We start from the raw sequence: 20,511 nt of genomic DNA, 5'->3' as shown, positions 1-20,511 counted from the left end.
CTCCCTTACTTCGGGCCGAGGAAGACGCTGCGCTCGGACAGCACGGTGCGGCCTTCCGCATCCAGCAGGCGGAAGCGCACCGGCGTGCTCTCCGCCAGCCGCAGGCCCGCGGGCGCGGTGACCAGGGCGCGCCACTGCGTCACCCCGTCCGGCCGCAGCGCCAGCAGCGGGCGGCCGGCGGCGTCCGTCTCGCTGTCCTGCACCACCAGGCGGAAGCCCTGCGGCGCGTCCAGCGCCAGGGCCAGCGCCGCCTCGCCGCGCCGGCGGTTGGCCAGCTTCAGCGTGTAGGCGTTGCGCAGGGCGCCGTCGGAGAGGCGGACATAGAGCGGCGCGCGGTCGCGCAGCACGGTCAGCGTCGCGGTGTCGCGCAGCAGGAAGGCGCCCAGCATCACCAGCGCCACGGCGCCCAGCACGCCGGCATACATCCAGGTGCGCGGGCGGGAGAAGCGCACCGGCTGGCGCGCCTTCATGCCGCAGACCTGCCGCACCGGGCCGGGTGCCAGGCCCGTGGTGGCGGCCTCGCTGGCGGCGAGGTTGGCCAGCGTCTCGAAGGCGACGAGGCCGGCGGGGCGGCCCAGCTTGCGCATCACGTCGTCGCAGGCGTCGATGCACAGGCCGCAGCCGATGCATTCGAGCTGCTGCCCGTCGCGGATGTCGATGCCGGTGGGGCAGACATGCACGCAGGCGCGGCAATCGACGCAGTCGCCGATGCCCTCGGCCTTGGCCTTGCCGCGCGGCTCGCCGCGCCAGGCGCGGTAGCTGACGACGAGCGAGTTCTCGTCCAGCATCGCCGCCTGGAAGCGCGGCCAGGGGCACATGTAGGTGCAGACCTGCTCGCGCGCCCAGCCGGCCAGCACATAGGTGGTGGCGGTGAACAGGCCGAAGAAGAAGTAGGTCTCGAGGCTGGCGCCGCCGGTGAGGATTTCGCGCGTCACCGTCGGCGCGTCCTGGAAATACATGATCCAGGCGCCGCCCGTGGCCGCGGCGATGGCCAGCCAGGCGGCGTGCTTGGCCGCCTTGCGCGCCAGCTTGGCGCGGCTCCAGGGCGCCGCGTCCAGCTTCATGCGGGCGTTGCGGTCGCCCTCGATCTTCCGCTCCACCCACATGAACAGATCGGTCCAGACCGTCTGCGGGCAGGTGAAGCCGCACCAGACGCGGCCGAACAGCGAGGTGGCGGCGAACAGGCCGATGGCGCCCAGCACCAGCAGCCCGGTGAGGAAGTAGATCTCCTGCGGCCAGATCTCGATCCAGAACAGGAACAGGCGGGCATTGGCGATGTCGGCCAGCACCGCCTGGTCCGGCATCCCCGGCCCGCGCTCCCAGCGCAGCCAGGGCACCAGGTAGTAGAGCGCGAGGCAGAAGGCCAGGATCGCCCATTTCGCCCGCCGCACCCGCCCCTGCACGGCGCGCGGATAGACCTTCTGCCGGCTGGCGTAGAGCGAGGGCTCCGGCGGCGGGGCGGTCCTGTCGGCGGGGTCGATCCGGCCCATGGCGCGCTACTCCGCCTCGCCGCCGCCGAGGGCGTGGACATAGACGGCGAGCATGTTCACCACCGCCGGGTCGAGCCGCGTGCTCCAGGAGGGCATCACGCCGGCGCGGGCATAGGCGATGCTGTGCACCACCGCCGCCTTGTCGCCGCCATAGAGCCACACCTGGTCGGCCAGGTTGGGCGCGCCCATCTCGCGGTTGCCGAGGCCGCGCTCGCCATGGCAGCTGGCGCAGTTCTCGGCGAAGAGGGCGGCGCCGCGCCCGGCGGCCGCGGGGTCGGTGGCGCGGCCGGAGAGGCCCAGCACATGCTCGGCCACGTCGTTCACCTGCGCCGGCTTCAGCAGCCCGTCGGCCAGGAAGCGCGGCATCATGGTGGCGCGCGCCGCCTCGTCCTCGGTGTTGCGGACGCCGTGGCGGATGGTGTCGCGGATCTGGTCCAGCTTGCCGCCCCAGATCCAGTCATCGTCGGCGAGGCTCGGGAAGCCGCCCGGCGCGCCCTGCCCGCCCGCGCCGTGGCAGCCGGCGCAGTTGTTGGCGAAGGCCACGCGGCCGCCGGCGAGGGCGAAGTTGCGCAGGTCGGCATCGGCCACGATCTGCTGCGGCGTCGCCCCGCGCAGCGCGTTCAGCATCGGCGCCTGCTGGTTGGCGCGCTCCACCATCTCGTCGACGATGGCGCCGCGCGCCGTCCAGCCGGTGACGCCGGTGGCGCCACGGATCGGCAGCGCCGGGTAGAGCACCACCCACACCAGCGCGAAGACAATGGTGGCGTAGAAGGTGTAGATCCACCACTTCGGCAGCGGCGTGTTGAGTTCCTTGATGCCGTCCCACTCATGGCCGGTGGTGTCCCGGCCGCTGACGGCGTCCTTCTCGATCTTGGTCGGCATCGTCAGATGCTCCGGTTCGGGCGCCGCGCGCGCGGCGCCTCGTCGCGCAGGGGAATGTCGGCCAGCGCCTGGTAGGCGTGGCGCCGGCCCGGCCGCAGCACCCAGGCGAGGATGAAGCCGAACAGCAGGAAGAACCACACCACCCAGGCGGCCTTCAGCAGCGGGTAGATCGCGAGCATCGCCCCCTCCCCGCTCACTGCTGCCGCACGCGCTCAGGCGTGACGTCGCTGAACGTCACCAGCGTGCCGAGCATCTGCAGATAGGCCACCACCGCGTCCATCTCGGTGATGTCGCGGCCATTGCCGTCGAAGGCGCCCTGGCGCGCGCGGGCGTAGCGGCCCTGGAAGCCGGCAGGGTCATGGTCGGGCTTCGCCTGCGCCTCGAGGTCGGCGCGGGCGTTGGCGATCATCGCGTCGGTGTAGGGCACGCCGACGGCGCGCTGGCCGCGCAGGTTGTCGGCGATGTCGCGGTAGTCGAGCCGGCGGTCGAGGAAGGCGTAGGGCGGCATCACGCTCTCCGGCACCACGGCGCGCGGGCTGCGCAGGTGCGCCGCGTGCCAGTCATCCGAGTAGCGGCCACCCACGCGGGCGAGGTCCGGCCCCGTGCGCTTGCTGCCCCACTGGAACGGATGGTCGTAGAGGCTCTCGGCGGCGAGGCTGTAGTGACCATAGCGCTCCAGCTCGTCGCGGAAGGGGCGCACCATCTGGCTGTGGCAGGTGTAGCAGCCCTCGCGCACATAGATGTCGCGGCCCATCAGCTCGAGCGGCGTGTAGGGGCGGATGCCCTCCACGCGCTCGATGGTGGTCTCCACCGCGAAGAGCGGGACGATCTGCACCAGGCCGCCGATCGAGACCGTGATGAGGGTGAGCACCCCCATCAGGATCAGGTTCTTCTCGACCAGCGCATGGCTGAGACGACGGAACATTGCTGCCAGTTCCTTATTCGGCGGGGGAGGCGGCGGGGAAGACGGGGGTGACGAGCGGCTGGGTCTGCGGCACGTCGCGCACGGTGCGCCACAGGTTGTAGGCCATCAGCAGCGCGCCGCTGAGGTAGAGCACGCCGCCCAGCATGCGGATGACGTAGTAGGGGTGCATCGCCGCGACGGTCTCGACGAAGGAGTACTGGAGGAAGCCCAGCTCGTCGTAGGAGCGCCACATCAGCCCCTGCATGATGCCCGACACCCACATGGCGGTGATGTAGAGGACGATGCCGAGCGTCGCGATCCAGAAGTGCCACTCGGCCAGCTTCTTGGAATACAGCTCGGTCTTGCCCCACAGGCGCGGCACCAGCCAGTACAGCGCGCCGAAGGTGATGAAGCCGTTCCAGCCGAGCGCGCCCGAATGCACGTGGCCGATCGTCCAGTCGGTGTAGTGGGAGAGCGCGTTCACCGCCTTGATCGACATCACCGGCCCCTCGAAGGTGGCCATGGCGTAGAAGCCGACGGCGGCGACCGAGAAGCGCAGGCCCGGATCGGTGCGCAGCTTGTCCCAGGCGCCGGAGAGGGTCATCAGCCCGTTGATCATGCCGCCCCAGGAGGGCATCCACAGCATGACGGAGAACACCATGCCGAGGGTCTGCGCCCAGTCCGGCAGCGCGGTGTAGTGCAGGTGGTGCGGGCCCGCCCAGATGTAGAGGAAGATCAGCGACCAGAAGTGGATGATCGACAGCCGGTAGGAATAGACCGGCCGGTCCGCCTGCTTCGGGATGAAGTAGTACATGATGCCGAGGAAGCCGGCGGTGAGGAAGAAGCCCACCGCGTTGTGGCCGTACCACCACTGGATCATCGCATCCTGCACGCCCGAGGCGGCGCCGTAGGACTTCACATGGCCGAGGCTGAGCGGCAGCGCGATGTTGTTGCCGATGTGCAGCATCGCCACGGTGATGATGAAGGCGAGGAAGAACCAGTTGGCCACGTAGATGTGCGGCTCCTCGCGCCGGAGGATGGTGCCGCCGAAGGCGACCAGGTAGGACACCCACACCACCGTCAGCCACAGGTCCACATACCATTCGGGCTCGGCGTATTCCTTGCCCTGGGTCACGCCCAGCACGTAGCCGAGCGCCGCCATGACGATGAAGAACTGGTAGCCCCAGAACAGGAACCAGCCCATCTCCTCGCCGCCGAACAGCCGGGCGCGGCAGGTGCGCTGCACCACGTAGAGGCTGGTGCAGAGCAGCGCGTTGCCGCCGAAGGCGAAGATGACGGCGCTGGTGTGCACCGGCCGCAGCCGGCCGAAGGTGGTCCATTCGAGGTCGAGGTTCAGCAGCGGGAAGGCCAGCTGCGAGGCCACCACCACGCCGACCAGGAAGCCCACGATGCCCCAGAACAGCGTGGCCACCGCCATGGCCCGGATCGGGCCGTCCACATAGCTCTCCTGCCGCCAGCTGCCGCTCACTGCGGCGAGGCGCGCGGCGTGGCCTCCTTCGGGCATGGCTGAAATCTCCGGTCGTCTGCGGGGGAGGCCGCCCCCGGTGCGGCCGCGCCGGCCTCCGGGGCCCGCGCGGGATCAGGCGGCAGGTAGCGCCCCCGCCGCTCGCGCGTCCTTGATCCGCATCAACCCCGCGCGCCGCATCCGCCGCTATGGTGCCGCCGCAACACCGCCCCCAGCACTCCACCCGCAGCACACCATTCGCAGCACACCATTCGCAGCACACCATTCGCAGCACACCATTCGCAGCACAGGGACCCCGCCGATGCCGCAGACGCACGCCATCGCCACGCCGCAGGCCATCCCGGCGCCGCGCGCCGTGCCGCACGACCGCCCCTGGGCCTGGCTGGCCGCGGGCTGGAACGACCTCTGGGCGGCGCCGCTGCTCGGCCTCTCCTACGGCGCGGCGCTCACCCTGGCCGGCTGGGCGCTGGCCCTGCTGGCGCAGCGGACGCACACGCTCTGGGCCATCCTGCCCGCCACCGCCGGCTTCTTCCTGGTGGCGCCGCTGCTGGCCGCCGGGCTCTACGAGGTCTCCCGCCGCCGCGCCGTGGGGCTCGGCAGCGGCTGGCCGCAGGCGCTGGACGGCTTCCGCCGCAATGGCGGGCAGCTGGCGATGATGGGCGGCGTGCTGCTGCTGCTGCACCTGTTCTGGGTGCGGCTGGCGGGGCTGCTCTTCGCCCTCTGCTTCGGCACCGGCTTCTCCCCCTCGCTGGAGCGGCTGCCGCTGGCGCTGCTCGGCTCCGAGCGGCTGCTGCCCTTCCTCATCGCCGGCACGGGGATGGGCTTCCTGCTGGCGGCGCTGGCCTTCGGCATCTCCGCCCTCTCCGTGCCGATGCTGGTGGCGCGCGACATCTCCGCCATCGAGGCCGTCATCGCCTCCTGGCGGGGGGTGATGGAGAACTGGCGCGCCATGGCGCTGTGGGCCGGGCTGATCGTGCTGTTCATCGGGCTGGCGCTGGTGCCCTTCTTCCTCGGCCTCGTCGTCGCCCTGCCGCTGATCGGCCACGCCACCTGGCATGCCTACCGCGACATCTACCCCGACCTGCCGCCGGGCCCGGCCGACTGAGGGCGCGCCCCCCGGCGGCACATGAACGGCGCGTCATCTTGCGCGCGCCCCGGCGCATCCCGACATGCAGGGCATGATCGACGCCAAGGCTCTCCTCGACCGCTTCCTGGGTGCCGGCCTGTCCGGCCAGCAGGGCCAGCGCCCTTCCGGCTCCCCCTCGGGCACCTCCCCCTGGGGCGCGCCGCCGCCCGCCGGCAACACCTCCGGCGGCGGTCTGGCCGGCGGGCTGGCACAGGCCGCGCAGCAGATCCTCGGCCGCGGCGGGGCATCGGGCGGCAGTGGACTGGGCAGCAGCGGACTGGGTGGCAGCGGGCTGGGTGGCAGTCTGGGCGGGCTGGCGGGCCTCACCGCCGCCGGCGGGCTGCTCGGCACCATGCTCGGCAAGAAATCCGGCAAGCGCGGCGGCGGCGGCGGGCTGCTGAGCCATGGCGGCGCCGCGGTGCTCGGCGCCCTGGCGCACCGCGCCTGGCAGAACTGGCAGGCCGGGCAGGCGCCGCAGGCCGCCCCCACCGTGACGGCGCGCGACGTCGAGGCGGTGGAGCCGCGCTTCCTGCCCGGCGCGGCGCCGGCGGCGGGGGGCGAGGCCTTCGAGCTGTCGCTGATCCGCGCCATGATCGGCGCCGCCCGCTCCGATGGCCATATCGATGCCGAGGAGCGTGCGCGCATCTTCGAGCAGGTGGAGAAGGCCGGGCTGGACGCCGAGGCCAAGGCCTTCGTGTTCGACACGCTCGACGCCCCCATCGGCGTCAGCGAGGTGGCCGCCGCGGCGCGCACGCCGGAGCAGGCGGCGGAGATCTACCTCGTCTCCTGCCTCGCCATGGACCCGGACGAGCCGGCCGAACGCGCATACCTGGCGGCGCTGGCGCACCGGCTGAAGCTGCCCGAGGGGCTGGCCGAGCATCTCGGCCGGCAGGCCGAGGCCGCCATCCGCCCCGCGGGCTGATCGGCGGGCTGAAAGACCGCGCGGCGGGCCTACAGCCGCCGCGTCATGAACAGCAGGTCGAGCCAGCGGTCGAACTTGCGGCCGACCTCGCGCAGCACCCCCGCCTCCTCGAACCCCGCCTTGCGGTGCAGGGCGACGGAGGCGGCGTTGCCGGCCTCGATGGCGCCCACCATCACATGCAGCCCCGCTCCCTGGGCGTGCGCCACCAGCGCCTCCAGCAGCGCGCGGCCGATCCCCTTCCCCTGCGCCGCCGGGTCCACATAGACCGAGTGCTCCACCGTGGCCGCGTAGCCGGCGAAGGGGCGGAAATCGCCATAGCTGGCGAAGCCGCGCACCACCCCGCCATCGACCGCCACCAGCACCGGCAGGCCACGCCCCTGCCGCTCCCGCAGCCAGGCCAGCCGCGCCTCCGGCGTCGCCTCGGCGGTGTGCCAGATGGCGGTGGTCTCGCGGATGGCCTGGTTCAGGATGGCCAGGATGGCGGGCAGGTCGGCCTCGGTGGCGTCGCGTATCTCGGGCATGGTCGGGCGCATCCGGTTGGGGAGGGAAACCATTCTTCCATCATGCTGGACAATCGTCCACAGAATGCCCGCCCCCCGCCCGCCGATGGTTGACCGCCGCCGGGCCGGGCCGCAGTTTGCCTGCCCCCACACGCAGCCCATGCGCACAGACCCCAGGGAGGGAGCGAACCGATGCGGCAGGACGTCCTGAACGACATCAAGGCCTACGAGCCGGAACTGACCGAGATCCGCCGCGACATCCACCGCCACCCGGAGACCCGCTTCGAGGAGCACCGCACCGCCGCCCTGGTGGCCGCCAAGCTGCGCGAATGGGGCATCGAGGTCACCGAGGGGATCGGCGGCACGGGCGTCGTCGGCACGCTGCGCGGCGGCCGCGCGGCCGGCAGCAACCAGCCCCGCGCCATCGGCCTGCGCGCCGACATGGACGCGCTGTTCATCCAGGAGGAGAACAGCTTCGCCCATGCCTCCACCGTGCCCGGCAAGATGCATGCCTGCGGCCATGACGGCCACACCACCATGCTGCTCGGTGCGGCGAAGTACCTGGCGCGGAAGCCGGACTTCGCCGGCACCGTGCACTTCATCTTCCAGCCCGCCGAGGAGGCCGGCACCGGCGCGCCGGCGATGATCCGCGACGGGCTGTTCGAGCGCTTCCCGGTCGATGCCGTCTATGGCATGCACAACACGCCGGGCATGCCGGTCGGCCAGTTCGCGACGCGCCCGGGCCCGATCCTGGCCGGCGCCGATTTCTGGGGCGTCACCTTCCAGGGCACGGGCGGGCATGGCGGCGCCGCGCCGCACCTGGCCACCGACGTGACGGTGGTGCTGGGCCACTTCCTGCTCGCCGTGCACACCATCCTGCCGCGCAACCTCAAGCCCACCGAGAGCGCCGCGCTCTCCGTCGGCCACGTCAATGGCGGCACCTTCGGCTCGCCCAACGTGATGCCGGCCAAGGTGACGGTGCGCGGCACGGCGCGCTACTTCCGCCCCGAGGCGCAGGCCGTCATCAAGGCCCGCCTCCAGGCGCTGGCCGAGACGCTCGCCGCCGCCCATGGCTGCACCGCCGAGTTCACCTACGAGGCGCTCTGCCCGCCCACCGTCAACACGCCGGAGAAGGTGCCGGTGGCCAATGCCGCCGCCGCGGCGCTGGTGGGCGAGGCGCAGGTCGGCGAGTTCCCGATGAGCACGGGGGGCGAGGATTTCGCCTTCATGCTGCAGGAGAAGCCGGGCGTGTTCATGCGCATCGGCAACGGCGTCAACGCCGATGGCAGCTTCCACAACGTCCACACGCCGCAATACGACTTCAACGACGACATCCTGGCGCTCGGCGCCGCCTACTGGGCGAGCCTGGTGCAGCAGGAGCTCGGCGGCGCCGAGGAGAACCGCGCATGAACCGCCTTTCCCGCGCCTTCCGCGCCGCCCTGCCCAAGGCCGCCGTGCTGATGGGCGCCACCGCCCTGCTCGGCGCCGCCGCCCTCGCCCCGGCCGGCGCGCAGACGCTGAGCATGGGCGTCTCCGCGCCGCCCGCCAGCATCGACCCGCACTACTACACGCTGACGCCGAGCATCATGCTCTCGGCGCACATGTTCGAGGCGCTGACGCAGCGCGACGAGAACGCCCGCATCCGCCCCAGCCTGGCGGAATCCTGGAAGCTGGTGGACGACACCACCTGGGAGTTCACGCTGCGGCCGGGGGTGAAGTTCCACAACGGCGCGCCCCTCACCGCCGAGGACGTGGCCTTCTCCATCCGGCGCGTGCCGACGGTGCAGAGCCCGAGTTCCTTCGCCGTCTACACCCGCGCCATCACCGGCGTGGAGGTGGTGGATGACCGCACCGTCCGGCTGAAGACCGCCAAGCCCTACCCGCTGCTGCCGAACGACCTGTCGCAGATCTTCATCATCCCGCGCAGCCTGGGCGAGGGCGTCGCCTCCGCCGCCTTCAACAGCGCCGATGTGGCGGTGGGCACCGGGCCCTTCCGCTTCGTCCGCTACGCGCCGAACGACCGGGTGGAGATGGTGCGCAACGACGCCTACTGGGGCGCCAGGCCCGAGTGGGAGAAGGTGGACTACCGCATCATCACCAATTCCGGCCCGCGCGTCGCCGCCCTGCTCTCGGGCGACGTGGCGATGATCGACAACGTGCCGACGCCCGACATCGCCAAGCTGCGCGCCGACAACCGCGTCTCGGTGGTGGAGGGCACCAGCCTGCGGCTGATCTTCCTCGGCATCGACGTGTTCCGCGCCGTCTCGCCCGACATCACCGGGCCGGAAGGCGAGAAGCTGGAGCGCAACCCGCTGCAGGACAGGCGCGTGCGCGAGGCGCTCTCCATCGCCATCAACCGCCCCGCCATCGTGCAGCGGGTGATGGAGGGGGCCGCCGTGCCGGCCGGGCAGTTCATGCCGCCGGGCGCCTTCGGCCACGAGCCCGCCATCCCCGTGCCGGCCTATGACGTGAACCGCGCCCGCACCCTGCTGGCCGAGGCCGGCTACCCGAAGGGCTTCAGCGTCACGCTGCGCGGCCCGAACGACCGCTACGTGAACGACGCGCAGATCCTCCAGGTGGTGGCGCAGATGTGGACGCGCATCGGCGTGAAGACGCAGGTGGACGCGCAGCCGCTGGCCACGCTGATCGGCCGGCTGAACCGCTCCGAGGCCTCGGCCTACCTGCTCGGCTGGAGCAACAGCCTGGGCGAGCCCTCCACCTCGCTGCGCGCCATCCTCGGCACCCGCACGCCGGAGAGCGGGCTCGGCCTGTCCAACTACGGCCGCTACAGCAACCCGGAGATGGACCGGCTGACGGCCGAGGGCCTCGCCACGCTCGACGAGGGCGCGCGAGAGCGGCTGCACCGCCAGGCGATGACGCTGGCCATGGAGGATGTGGCGCTGATCCCGCTGCACACGCAGAAGAGCGTGTGGGGCCTGCGCCGCGGCCTCACCTACGTGCCGCGCGTGGACGAGCAGACCCTGGCCACCGAGGTGCGCGCCGCGCGCTGAGCGCGCAAACGGGCCGGGGCTGCGCCGCAAGGGCTTGCCCCGGCCGATCGGAATGCGACATGAACGAGGGCGGACAAGGCCGGCGCACGGGATGCCGGCCACCGCGAGGAGACGATCATGCCGCACATGCACCGCCGCGCCCTGCTGGGCACCGCCCTGGGCGCCGCCAGCCTGCCGCTCGCCGCCCTGCCCCGCCACGCCGCCGCGCAGGATGCCGGGAACTGGCCGAACCGCCCGGTGCGGCTGATCGTGCCCTTCGTCCCCGCCGGCACCACGGACATCGCGGCGCGCATCCTGGCGGCGCGGCTGCAGCAGCGCCTCGGCCAGCCCTTCCCGGTGGAGAACCGCGCCGGCGCCGGCGGCAACATCGGCTCCGACGTCGTCGCCAAGGCGGATCCGGACGGCTACACCATCCTGATGCAGACCGTCTCCTCCGGCGCCATCAACTACGCGCTGTACGAGGGGCAGATCCCCTACAAGCCGTCCGACCTCGCCAATGTCGGGCTGCTGATCCGCGTGCCCAACGTCATCTTCGTCACCAACAACCTGCCGGTGAAGACGCTGGCCGAGCTGGTGGCGCTGGCGAAGTCGAAGCCCGGCCAGCTCAACCACGGCTCCTCCGGCGCCGGCACCTCGCTGCACATGACGGGCGAGCTGCTGAAGCTGGAGGCCGGCATCCAGATGACGCATGTGCCCTTCCGCGGCGCGGGCCCCATGCTGGCCGAGATCATGGCCGGCCGCATCGAGGTTGGCGTGGACAATTTGCCCTCCGCCATCGGCCATATCCGCGACGGGCGGCTGCGCGCGCTCGCCGTCACCACCGCCACCCGCAGCGCCGCCCTGCCCGACGTGCCGACCACCGCCGAGGCCGGCTACCCCGGCGTGGAGGCCACCGGCTGGTTCGGCGTGCAGGCGCCGGCGCGCACGCCGAAGCCCATCGTCCAGAAGCTCGGCGCCGAGATCAACGCGGTGGTGGGCGAGCCGGAGACCTGGGCCAAGCTCGCCGATCTCGGCGGCATGAAGCCCGACCTGATCCCCGGTGGCGGCACCAGCCCCGAGGCCTACGAGGCCTTCGTCGCCACCGAGGTGAAGAAATGGGCCGAGGTGGTGCGCCGCTCCGGCGCCAAGGTGGACTGATCCCGAACCCCGCGGAGCGCGGCCGGCCCGGCCCCCGGTGCCGGCGCCCCGCCGGGGAGGGCCGGGGCCAGGGAGGCCCCGGCCCTCCCCGGCGGCCCTGGCAACCGCCCGGCCCGCCGCGGGTTGCAACGCCACACCGGCTGGTCTAGCTGGACCTGCAAACGTTCTCGAAGGATGCGCAATGACGCTGTCTCGCCGCCTCGTCCTGGCCGGTTCCGGCCTGCTCGCCGCTCCCCTGCTCGCCAGGCCCGGCCTGCTGCGTGCCCAGACCACCTTCCCCAACCGCGCGGTCCGGCTGGTGGTGCCCTTCCCCGGCGGCGGCGCCACGGATGTGACGGCGCGCGTGGTGGCGGAGCGCCTCTCGGCCATGCTGGGCCAGCCGGTGGTGGTGGACAACCGCCCGGGCGCCGGCGGCATGCTGGGCTCCGACATGGTGGCCAAGGCCGACCCGGACGGCCACACCCTGCTGATGTGCACCATCGGCACCGCCAGCATCAACCAGTTCCTCTACTCCAATATGCCCTACCAGGTCTCGGCGCTGACCGAGCTGGCGCTGGTGAACTCGCTGGCCAACGTCGTCACCGTGCCGGCCGACAGCCCGCTCAAGACGTTCAAGGACCTGCTGGAGAAGGCGAAGGCGCAGAAGGGCACCCTGACCTACGGCACGCCGGGCAACGGCACCTCCGGCCACATGTGCGGCGAGCTGCTCAAGAGCCGCACCGGCACCGACATCATCCACGTGCCCTACCGCGGCAGCGCCACGGTGATCCCGGACCTGCTGGCCGGGCGCATCGACATGGCGATCGACAACCTGCCCCCCTACCTGCCGCACATCAACGAGGGCCGGCTGCGGGCGCTCGCGGTGACGAGCAAGGCGCGCTGGTTCGCCCTGCCGGACGTGCCGACGGTGGCCGAGCTGGGCGTGGAGGGCTTCGAGGCCGAGGCCTGGTTCGGCCTGCAGGCGCCGGCCCGCACGCCGCGCCCGATCCTGGAGCGCATCTCCGGCCATGTGGCGGAGATCCTGAAGGAGCCGGCGGTGCTGACCCGGCTGCGCGACATCGGCAGCGAGCCGCGGCCGCTCGGGCCGGAGGCGTTCAGCGCCTTCATCCAGCAGGAGAACGCCAAGTGGAAGGAAGTGGTCCGCGTCTCCGGCGCGCGGCTGGACTGAGCCGGGCCCGCCGCAACGGCGCCGGCTGAAATCGGCGCCGGCTGAATATGGGGCCGGCTGATAGGGGGCCGGCTGAATATGGGGCGGGCTGAACCGCAGCCCGCCGGCCCAAAGTGGGGCCACCCAGTGGGTCCGCCCCACGGGGCCACCCCCGGCGCCTGCCCCCTTCCGCCTCAGCCGTTCAGCAGCGCGTCGATCTCCGCCTGCGACATCGGCGCGGCGGCCGGCGCGGCGCCGGCGCCGTTCAGCAGCGCATCGATCGCGTCCTGCGACAGGTCGGGCGTGGCCTGGGCGGCATCGCTGGTGGTGCGCATCTGCGCCTGCACCTTCACCTGCGGCACCATGGCGTCGGTCGCGGCGCTGACGCCGGGCACGATCTGCTCCAGCATGGTCTCCACCTGCTGCAGGTGCTGGATGGCGCGGCGGATGCGCTGGCCGGTGATGTCCTGGAAGCTGCACGCCTCGAAGATCGAGTTCACCCGGGCGGACAGCGCCTCGATCGAGGCCTGGTCCTTCTGGCCGCTGCTGATCCAGCTCTGGATGGCCTCGGTGGCCTCCATGATGGTGTTGGCCGCCGTCTCGGTGGCCTGCACCACCGCCTCCAGCTCCAGCCCGCTGTTGCGGGTGCTGGCGGCGGGAATGGCGACGAGCTTGGCGATCTGCTCGTGCACCAGCCCCAGCTTCTGCGAGATCTTCTCCTCCGCCATGTCGGCCATGTCGGAGGTGGCGGCGACCTCGGCGCTCAGCTCGGCGATGCGCCGGTCGACGAAGACGCGCAGCTCCTTGAAGAGCGGCCCCATCTCCTCCTGCAGGGCGGCGCGCAGGGCGGCGCCCAGCCCGTCGGCGGCCTCCGCGGGGCTGGGGCTGACGGGCGCGATGCTGGTCTGGTCATCCATCGTGAACTCCGGCGCGACGGTGCATCCGGCCTTGTGGCGCGGCGATGGTGAACAAACCCTTATGGCGTCGCGCCTCGCGCGGCGGCGCCTTCGTCACGAAGCATTAGCTTCGGCGCCCTAGCCTGGGACGATGTATCCCGCCCCGCCCGAAAAACCACGGACCGCCTCAAGCCCGGCCCGCCCCCGCCCGCCCTGGAAGGCGGCGGCCGCGGCCGGGCCGGAGCGCCCCAGGGAAGCGAAGACCAGGGAAGCGAAGACCGAGGAAGCGGAGGCCGGGGAAGCGGGGGCTGGAGTAGTGAAGGCCGGCGGGGCGGAAGCCGGGAGAAGGCAAGCCGGGAGAGTGGAGGCCCGCCGCGCGCTGCGCGCCCGCTGGCGGCGGCTGCGGCGGGAGACGCGGGATCTTGCCGTGGTCCTGCTGGCCTACCTCGTCACCACCGCGCTCTGCCTCCGCCTCGACGCCTTCGAGGCGCTGGTCGCCTTCGTCGCGGCGCATGAGGCGTGGGAGATCGACGAATGGCTCACCGCCCTGCTCGTGCTGCCCTTCGCCTGCACCGCCTACGCCCTGCGCCGCCTGCAGGATGCGCGGCGGGAGGCCGCCCGGCGGCGCCGGGCGGAAGCGCTGTCCCGCCACCTCGCCGTGGTGGACCCGCTGACCGGCCTGCCCAACCGGCGCCGGCTGATGGAGGCGCTGGCCCTGCGGCTCGAGTCGCACGGGGCTGCGGAGGCCGTGGCCGTGCTGCTGATCGACCTCGACCGCTTCAAGCCCGTCAACGACCTGCACGGCCACGCCACCGGCGACCGCCTGCTGCAGGCGGCGGCCGGGCGGCTGGCGGCGCTGGCGCGGCCGGAGGACATGGTGGCGCGGCTGGGGGGCGACGAGTTCGTCATCCTCGCCACGCTGGAGGCGGGGGGCCCGGACGCCGCGGGCGCCGCCGACACCGCCGCCCGGCTGGCGCGCCGCGTCGCCACCGCGCTGGAGCAGCCCTTCGTCCTGGAGGAGCAGGGCGGCGGGGAGGCAGACCGGCAGGTGCAGGTGGGCGCCAGCCTGGGCATCGCCATCCTCCACGGCGGCCCCTGCCCGCCCGAGGAGGCGCTGCGCCGCGCCGACCTCGCCATGTACCGCGCCAAGGCCGAGGGACGCGGCGGCATCCGCATCTTCGAGGCGGAGATGGACCAGCGGATGCGGGCGCGGCTGGCGCTGGAGGCGGAGCTGCGCCGCGCCATCGCGGCAGAGGTGCTGGTGCCGCACTTCCAGCCGCTCGTGGCGCTCGGCGCCGCGCCCGGCGGGTCGGGGCGGCTGATCGGGTTCGAGATGCTGGCGCGCTGGCCGCACCCGGTCCATGGCCTGGTGCCGCCGGACCGCTTCATCCCGCTGGCCGAGGAGACGGGGCTGATCGGCCCGCTGACCCGGCAGTTGCTGCGCCGCGCCTGCCGCGCCGCCGCCGCGTGGCCGGCGCCGCTGGTGCTGGCGGTGAACGTCTCCCCCCTGCAGCTGCGCGACCGCACCCTGCCCGCCATGGTGGCCGAGGCGCTGGCCGAAAGCGGCCTGCCCCCCGCCCGGCTGGAGATCGAGCTGACCGAGAGCGCGCTGGTGGAGAATTTCGACCTGGCGCGGGAGCTGCTGGGCGCGCTGAAGGCGCTGGGCATCAAGCTCTCGCTCGACGATTTCGGCACCGGCTATTCCAGCCTGCGCCACCTGCGCGCCCTGCCCTTCGACAAGATCAAGGTGGACCGCGACTTCATCCGCGACATGACGCAGAGCAGCGAGAGCAGCAAGATCGTCGCCGCCGTCATCGGCCTCAGCCACAGCCTGGGCCTGCCCGCCGTGGCCGAGGGCATCGAGGATGCCGGCACAGCCACGCGGCTGGCCGAGATGGGCTGCGACATCGGCCAGGGCTGGCTGTTCGGCCGCCCCGTGGCCGAGGCCGAGGCCGCCCGGCTGGCCGCGATCGGGCCGCTGCCGGAAGGCCCCGCCCGGCTGGCGGGCTAAGCTGGCGGGTTCAGCCGCCGGCCAGCAGCCGCGCCAGGGGGCCGGAGAGGCCGCTGGTCACCCGCCCCTGGGGCGGCGCCATGCTGCCGGCGCGCGGCCGCGGCAGGCCGAGCCCCGCCAGCGCCTCGGCCAGCTTCACCCCGCAGGCGATGCCGTCCAGCAGCGGCACGGGCGGCCCCTGCGGGTCCTCCGCCGACAGCTCCGCCGCCATGCCGGCCAGCGCCGCGCCGCCGAGGATGACCGAATCGGCGCCGCCCTCCACCAGCCGGCCGATGGCGCCGCGCAGCATCGCCTTGGCCGCGGCCGGGTCCGCCACCGCCTGCTGCGGCGTCATCGCCACGCCCTCCAGGCCGGAGAGGCGGCCGGAGAGGCCATGCCGTGCCACCAGCTCCCGGTAGGTCTCGGCACTGCCCAGCGTCACCAGCCCGAAGCGCGCCCCGGTGGTGCAGGCGACGAGGCAGGCCGCCTCGGTCATGCCCAGCACCGGGCAGGGCATGAGCTGGCGCGCCCCCTCCAGCGCCGTGTCGTGGCTGACGGCCAGCACCACCGCCTGCACCTGCCCGGCATGTTCCGCCAGCAGCTCCAGCAGCGCGTGGCCGGCGACGATGTTCTCCGCCCGGGTGGAGATGGCCGCGGCACCGAAGCGCGGCGTGGCGGGGACGATCTCGGTGCCCGGCGCGGCGGCGGCGCGCGCCGCCTCGGCGCAGCGCGCGGTGATCGCCGCGCTGGTGTTGGCATTGGCCACCAGGATGCGCATCGCCCTCAGCCCTCCGCCGCGTGCAGCGCCGCGAAGGCGCCGTCCGAGAGGCGCGAGCTGGGCATCACCAGCGGCAGCGCCGACAGGCCGGGCACGCGGGAGGCCCAGACCAGGAAGGGATTGACGCAGAGCAGGTCGCCCGGCCGCAGCGGCAGCTTCAACGCCAGCCCCGGCGTGGCCGCCGCCTCGTCCAGCGCGCCGAGCGCACCGCCGCAGGCCTCGGCGTCCAGTGTCGCGCGGTCGCAGCGGGCGGCGAACACGCCGCTGGTCACGGCGAAGACCGGCAGGCGCCGGCCCGGCGGCTCCGGCGCCAAATGCGGCCCCGGCGGCTCCGGCGCCAGATGCGGCAGGGCGCGGTAGAGCACCTCCAGCGCGGCGCGGTCGTTCTTCAGCAGCGCGTTGTGCAGCGCGGCGGCGGAGAGCAGCGTCACCTCCACCGCCTCGCGGCAGAGCAGCAGCAGCGCGTCGCAGGGCTCGGTGTGCCAGAGGCCGTCGGGCGGGCCCGCGGGCGGCGGGGCATGGACGGGGCGGCCCATGCGGCTGCCCAGCAGGCCCAGCAGCACGGCGGGCTCGGGCGGCAGCGGCAGGCCGCGCAGCAGCGCGAAGCCCAGCCCATGCGCCAGCCGCCCGGCCAGCTGCGCCAGCAGCGGGTCCAGCCGCGCCAGGACGGTGCCGGGGGTGGAGAGCGCCGCCTCGATCTCGGCCGCGATCTCGCCGCCGAGCGGCAGCATCCAGTCGGCCGGGCTCAGGCTGCTGCCCAGCCACAGATGCGGGCCGGTCTGCGGGGCGATCCGGCGGGGGGGAGAGAGTTCGGTCATCAGCGGCCATGTTTAGCAGGGACGGCGCGGGATGCATCATCGCGCTTCCGCGGGGTCCCGCCGCCGCTTTGCCGGCCCGCCCCCCTTGCCACCCGCCCCCGCCCCGCCGCAGGCTGCACCACCCTTCGCGCCGACCCAGCCGGGAGAGAAGAACGCCATGGACGCCACCGAGACCCGTACCGAACAGCCGGAGGCCCAGCGCGCCCTGGCCCTGCCCTTCGAGGCCACCGCGCTGCTGGAGGGGCTGCGCCTCTGGGTGGAGTGCGAGAGCCCCACCTTCGACGCCGCCGCCGTCAACCGCATGATGTCGCTGGCCTCGCGCGACCTGGCGCTGCTCGGCGCCCGCGTCGAGCGCATCCCCGGCCGGATGGGCCTCGGCGACTGCGTGCGCGCCCGCTTCCCGCACCCGGATGGCGAGATGGAGGGCGGCATCCTGGTGCTGGCGCATCTCGACACCGTCCACCCCGTCGGCACGCTCGGCGCCCTGCCCTACCGCGTCGAGGGCGAGCGCGCCTTCGGCCCCGGCATCTGCGACATGAAGGGCGGCACCTACATCGCGCTGCAGGCGATGGCCGCGATGGTGCAGGCCGGCATCGCCACGCGCCGCCCCGTCACCTTCCTGCTGACCAGCGACGAGGAGATCGGCAGCCCCTCGACGCGCGACCTGATCGAGGCCGAGGCGGCGCGGCACGAGGTGGTGCTGGTGCCCGAGCCCGCCCGCCCCGATGGCGGCGTGGTGACGGGCCGCTACGCCATCGCCCGCTTCAACCTGCGCACCACGGGCCGGCCCAGCCATGCCGGCTCCGCCCTCTCCGACGGGCGCAGCGCCATCCGCGAGATGTGCCGGCAGGTGCTGGCGATCGAGGCGATGACCACCGAGGCCTGCACCTTCTCGGTGGGCGTGGTGCAGGGCGGGCATTGGGTGAACTGCGTGGCCACCCATTGCGACGCCGAGGCGCTGACCATGGCCAAGCGGCAGGCCGACCTCGACCAGGCCGTGGAGCGGATGCTCGGCCTCGCCGCCGGCGCCGCCGACGTGCAGCTCGCGGTGCGGCGCGGCGTGACCCGCCCGGTGTGGGAGCCGGATGCCAACACCATGGGCCTCTACGCCACGGCGAAGGGGCTGGCGGCCAAGCTCGGCTTCGCCATCAGCCACCAGAGCGCCGGCGGCGGCTCGGACGGCAACTTCACCGGCGCCATGGGCATCCCCACGCTGGACGGGCTGGGCGTGCAGGGGGCGGGCATCCACACCCTGCAGGAGCACCTGCTGATCGACAGCCTGGTGCCGCGCGCGCGGCTCTTCGCCGGGCTGCTGGCCAGCGTCTGAGGCCGGCCGGGCGCGGGGCCGACAGGGGGGCAAGCGGCGGCACGCGGCGGCCGCCCCGCCGACTCCGCCCCGTTGACGCCTGCCTTGCCGCGCCGCAGCATCCGCGCTTCCCCACACCGGAACCCGCCCCGATGCTGTCCCGCCGCGCGACCCTGATGCTGCCCGCCACCCTGGGGGCGGCTGCGGTGCTTCCCGCCCCGCACCCCGCCCGCGCCCAGGCGACGGCCACGCCCGCCTGGCCCAGCCGCCCGGTGCGCATGGTGGTGCCCTTCGCCGCCGGCGGCAGCACCGATGTCTCGGCCCGCCTGCTGGCGCCGCGGATGCAGGAGGTGCTGGGCCAGCCCGTCGTCATCGAGAACCGCGCCGGCGCCGGCGGCACGCTGGGCTCCGACGCCGTGGCCAAGGCCCCGGCCGACGGCTCCACCTTCCTGATGGGCACCATCTCCACCCATGTGCTGGCGGTGGGCCTCTACCGCGAGCGGCTGCCCTACGACCCGGTGAAGGATTTCGTCGCGGTCGCGCCCACCGTTCTGGTGCCCATCTGCATCACCGTGCATCCGGCGCTCGGCGTCACCACCCTGGCCGGGCTGGTCGCGCTGCTGAAGGCCAATCCGGGCCAATACGCCTATGGCACGGGCGGCGCGGGCGGCTCGGCGCACATCGCCGCGGTGAGCTTCCTCAACACCATCGGCGCCGAGGCCACGCATGTGCCCTATCGCGGCAGCGCGCCGATGCTGAACGACCTGCTGGCCGGTCAGGTCGCCATCGCCTTCGACACGCCGGCGCTGATCGCGCCGCACCACAAGGCCGGCGCGCTGCGCTGCTTGGCCATCGCCACCGACCAGCACTCCGCCCTGATGCCCGAGGTGCCGGCCGCCGCCGAGGCCGGGCTGCCCGGCTACAAGGCCTATAGCTGGTTCGGCGTCTTCGCCCCCGCCGGCACGCCCGCGCCCATCGTGGCACGGATGAACGCGGCGGTGCGCGCCGCCGTCACCGAGCCGGCCACCGCGCAGCGGCTGCGGGAGATGGAGCTGCCGCCGATCGAGAAGGGCACGCCGGAGGATTTCGCCGCCTTCCTGCGGAGCGAGCTGGATCTCTGGGTGCCGCTGGTGCGCGCCAGCGGCGCCACGGCGGACTGAGCGCCAGCGTTCGGCGGGAGCCTCAGCGGGCGCGGAGGAGATCCACCAGCGCCCGCAGCTTCGGCGCCAGGTTCCGCCGGCTGGGAAAGTAGAGGTAGAAGCCCGGGAAGCGCGGGCAGAATTCCTCCAGCACCGGCACCAGCGCGCCGCGCTCGAGATGGGGGCGGAAGCTCTCCGCCATGCCGAAGGTGATGCCCGCCCCGGCGAGGGCCAGCCGGATCATCAGCCCCATCTCGTTGGTGGTGATCTCCGGCTGCACCGCCACGGCGAAATCCCGCCCCCCCTCGGCGAATTCCCAGCGATAGGGCGCGACGCCCGGCGCCGGCCGCCAGCCGATGCAGCGGTGCCGCGCCAGCTCGCGCGGATGCGCCGGCCGCCCCGCCCGCGCCAGATAGGCCGGCGCGCAGACGGCGAGCTGCCGCTGCGGGCCGGAGACGGGGATGGCGACCATGTCCTGCTCGATCACCTCGCCCAGCCGCACCCCGGCATCGAAGCCCCCGGCGACGATGTCGTGCTCCTCGTCGGTCACGGTGATGTCGATCTGCACGCCGGGGCAGGCGGCGGCGTAGGCGGCCAGCATCGGCCCGGCCAGGAATTCCTCGGCGATGGAGGAGACGGCGAGGCGGAGCTGGCCGCCCGGCCGCGTCTCCCGGTCCCGCGCGGTGCGCAGCGCGGTGCCGATCTCGGCCATGGCCGGCGCCACGGCGCGGTGCAGCGCCTCCCCCGCCTCGGTCAGGCTGACGCTGCGGGTGGTGCGGCGGAACAGCGCCTGGCCGAGATCCGCCTCCAGCCCGCCGATCGCCTGGCTGACCGCCGGGCGGGTGACGCCGAGCCGCTCGGCGGCGGCGCGGAAGCTGCGCGTCTCCGCAACGGCGAGGAAGGCGGGCAGGGCCTTGAGGTCGGGCGTCATTGGTAATCCCTGCTTACCGGCGCATGCAGCAATAGGCGAATTCCGCCA

The 20,511-nt window shown here is 73.3% G+C and carries 19 protein-coding genes; 9 read left to right on the top strand and 10 right to left on the bottom strand.

Translation table 11 applies throughout. The features are described 5' to 3' along the window. Window positions 1–5: 5 nt before the first annotated feature. Genes ccoG through ccoN form a run of 5 tightly spaced genes read right to left on the bottom strand, consistent with a single transcriptional unit; the run spans window position 6 to window position 4,801 of the window. The gene (gene ccoG, locus CR165_RS07975; protein WP_109516457.1) at window positions 6–1,490 is read right to left on the bottom strand and encodes a cytochrome c oxidase accessory protein CcoG; all 1,485 of its coding nucleotides are present in this window, start codon (window positions 1,488–1,490) and stop codon (window positions 6–8) included. Window positions 1,491–1,496: 6 nt separating this feature from the next. After that, entirely contained in the window at window positions 1,497–2,372 is an 876-nt protein-coding gene (ccoP, locus tag CR165_RS07970; protein WP_109516456.1) for a cytochrome-c oxidase, cbb3-type subunit III, read from the bottom strand. Window positions 2,373–2,374: 2 nt separating this feature from the next. Further along, window positions 2,375–2,551: a cbb3-type cytochrome oxidase subunit 3 gene (locus tag CR165_RS07965; protein WP_109516455.1), complete on the bottom strand. Its 177-nt coding sequence runs from the start codon at window positions 2,549–2,551 to the stop codon at window positions 2,375–2,377. Between the two features lie 14 nt (window positions 2,552–2,565). After that, window positions 2,566–3,297, bottom strand: coding sequence for a cytochrome-c oxidase, cbb3-type subunit II (gene ccoO, locus CR165_RS07960; protein WP_109516454.1), 732 nt, complete (start codon window positions 3,295–3,297; stop codon window positions 2,566–2,568). A gap of 13 nt (window positions 3,298–3,310) precedes the next feature. Next, complete coding sequence (gene ccoN, locus CR165_RS07955) at window positions 3,311–4,801, bottom strand: cytochrome-c oxidase, cbb3-type subunit I (protein WP_109516453.1); 1,491 nt, start codon at window positions 4,799–4,801, stop codon at window positions 3,311–3,313. Between the two features lie 262 nt (window positions 4,802–5,063). Between ccoN and CR165_RS07950 the strand changes: the two genes are divergently transcribed. Together CR165_RS07950 and CR165_RS07945 are read left to right on the top strand one after the other, a co-directional pair. Beyond that, window positions 5,064–5,867 carry a DUF2189 domain-containing protein gene (locus tag CR165_RS07950; protein WP_109516452.1) on the top strand — a complete coding sequence of 268 codons (804 nt, stop codon included), beginning with the start codon at window positions 5,064–5,066 and terminating at the stop codon, window positions 5,865–5,867. A 64-nt stretch (window positions 5,868–5,931) separates the two neighbouring features. Next, complete coding sequence (locus CR165_RS07945) at window positions 5,932–6,810, top strand: tellurite resistance TerB family protein (RefSeq protein WP_245906240.1); 879 nt, start codon at window positions 5,932–5,934, stop codon at window positions 6,808–6,810. 29 nt (window positions 6,811–6,839) lie between these two features. On the opposite strand, the gene CR165_RS07940 is transcribed toward CR165_RS07945, so the two are convergent. Then, complete coding sequence (locus CR165_RS07940) at window positions 6,840–7,331, bottom strand: GNAT family N-acetyltransferase (RefSeq protein ID WP_245906238.1); 492 nt, start codon at window positions 7,329–7,331, stop codon at window positions 6,840–6,842. A gap of 171 nt (window positions 7,332–7,502) precedes the next feature. On the opposite strand from CR165_RS07940, the gene CR165_RS07935 reads away from it, so the two are divergent. The 4 genes from CR165_RS07935 to CR165_RS07920 all read left to right on the top strand — a co-directional run bounded on the left by CR165_RS07935 (window position 7,503) and on the right by CR165_RS07920 (window position 12,626). After that, window positions 7,503–8,720, top strand: coding sequence for a M20 aminoacylase family protein (locus CR165_RS07935; RefSeq protein WP_109516450.1), 1,218 nt, complete (start codon window positions 7,503–7,505; stop codon window positions 8,718–8,720). Beyond that, window positions 8,717–10,321 carry an ABC transporter substrate-binding protein gene (locus CR165_RS07930; protein WP_109516449.1) on the top strand — a complete coding sequence of 535 codons (1,605 nt, stop codon included), beginning with the start codon at window positions 8,717–8,719 and terminating at the stop codon, window positions 10,319–10,321. Before CR165_RS07935 ends, CR165_RS07930 begins: the two co-directional genes overlap by 4 nt. A gap of 117 nt (window positions 10,322–10,438) precedes the next feature. Next, window positions 10,439–11,458, top strand: a complete 1,020-nt coding sequence (locus tag CR165_RS07925; protein ID WP_109516448.1) for a Bug family tripartite tricarboxylate transporter substrate binding protein — start codon at window positions 10,439–10,441, stop codon at window positions 11,456–11,458. 181 nt (window positions 11,459–11,639) lie between these two features. Next, entirely contained in the window at window positions 11,640–12,626 is a 987-nt protein-coding gene (locus CR165_RS07920) for a Bug family tripartite tricarboxylate transporter substrate binding protein (RefSeq protein ID WP_109516447.1), read from the top strand. A 173-nt stretch (window positions 12,627–12,799) separates the two neighbouring features. Here the strand turns inward: CR165_RS07920 and CR165_RS07915 are convergent, their stop codons facing one another. Further along, the gene (locus tag CR165_RS07915) at window positions 12,800–13,522 is read right to left on the bottom strand and encodes a protein phosphatase CheZ (protein WP_109516446.1); all 723 of its coding nucleotides are present in this window, start codon (window positions 13,520–13,522) and stop codon (window positions 12,800–12,802) included. 340 nt (window positions 13,523–13,862) lie between these two features. Between CR165_RS07915 and CR165_RS07910 the strand changes: the two genes are divergently transcribed. After that, window positions 13,863–15,512 carry a putative bifunctional diguanylate cyclase/phosphodiesterase gene (locus CR165_RS07910; protein WP_181378052.1) on the top strand — a complete coding sequence of 550 codons (1,650 nt, stop codon included), beginning with the start codon at window positions 13,863–13,865 and terminating at the stop codon, window positions 15,510–15,512. A 10-nt stretch (window positions 15,513–15,522) separates the two neighbouring features. On the opposite strand, the gene CR165_RS07905 is transcribed toward CR165_RS07910, so the two are convergent. Together CR165_RS07905 and CR165_RS07900 are read right to left on the bottom strand one after the other, a co-directional pair. Then, the gene (locus CR165_RS07905; RefSeq protein ID WP_109516444.1) at window positions 15,523–16,269 is read right to left on the bottom strand and encodes an aspartate/glutamate racemase family protein; all 747 of its coding nucleotides are present in this window, start codon (window positions 16,267–16,269) and stop codon (window positions 15,523–15,525) included. Window positions 16,270–16,274: 5 nt separating this feature from the next. Further along, window positions 16,275–17,087, bottom strand: coding sequence for a Fe(II)-2OG oxygenase family protein (locus CR165_RS07900; RefSeq protein ID WP_109516443.1), 813 nt, complete (start codon window positions 17,085–17,087; stop codon window positions 16,275–16,277). 157 nt (window positions 17,088–17,244) lie between these two features. Between CR165_RS07900 and CR165_RS07895 the strand changes: the two genes are divergently transcribed. Together CR165_RS07895 and CR165_RS07890 are read left to right on the top strand one after the other, a co-directional pair. Further along, window positions 17,245–18,414: a M20/M25/M40 family metallo-hydrolase gene (locus CR165_RS07895; RefSeq protein WP_109516442.1), complete on the top strand. Its 1,170-nt coding sequence runs from the start codon at window positions 17,245–17,247 to the stop codon at window positions 18,412–18,414. Window positions 18,415–18,545: 131 nt separating this feature from the next. Beyond that, window positions 18,546–19,553, top strand: a complete 1,008-nt coding sequence (locus tag CR165_RS07890; protein ID WP_109516441.1) for a Bug family tripartite tricarboxylate transporter substrate binding protein — start codon at window positions 18,546–18,548, stop codon at window positions 19,551–19,553. Between the two features lie 22 nt (window positions 19,554–19,575). On the opposite strand, the gene CR165_RS07885 is transcribed toward CR165_RS07890, so the two are convergent. Further along, window positions 19,576–20,463: a LysR family transcriptional regulator gene (locus CR165_RS07885; RefSeq protein ID WP_109516440.1), complete on the bottom strand. Its 888-nt coding sequence runs from the start codon at window positions 20,461–20,463 to the stop codon at window positions 19,576–19,578. Between the last annotated feature and the right edge of the window lie 48 nt (window positions 20,464–20,511).

It is taken from the genome of Teichococcus aestuarii, from assembly GCF_003116135.1.
Lineage (GTDB): Bacteria > Pseudomonadota > Alphaproteobacteria > Acetobacterales > Acetobacteraceae > Pseudoroseomonas > Pseudoroseomonas aestuarii.
Note: the sequence above shows the minus strand (reverse complement) of the source record. Positions and strands in the feature narration are given on the sequence as shown.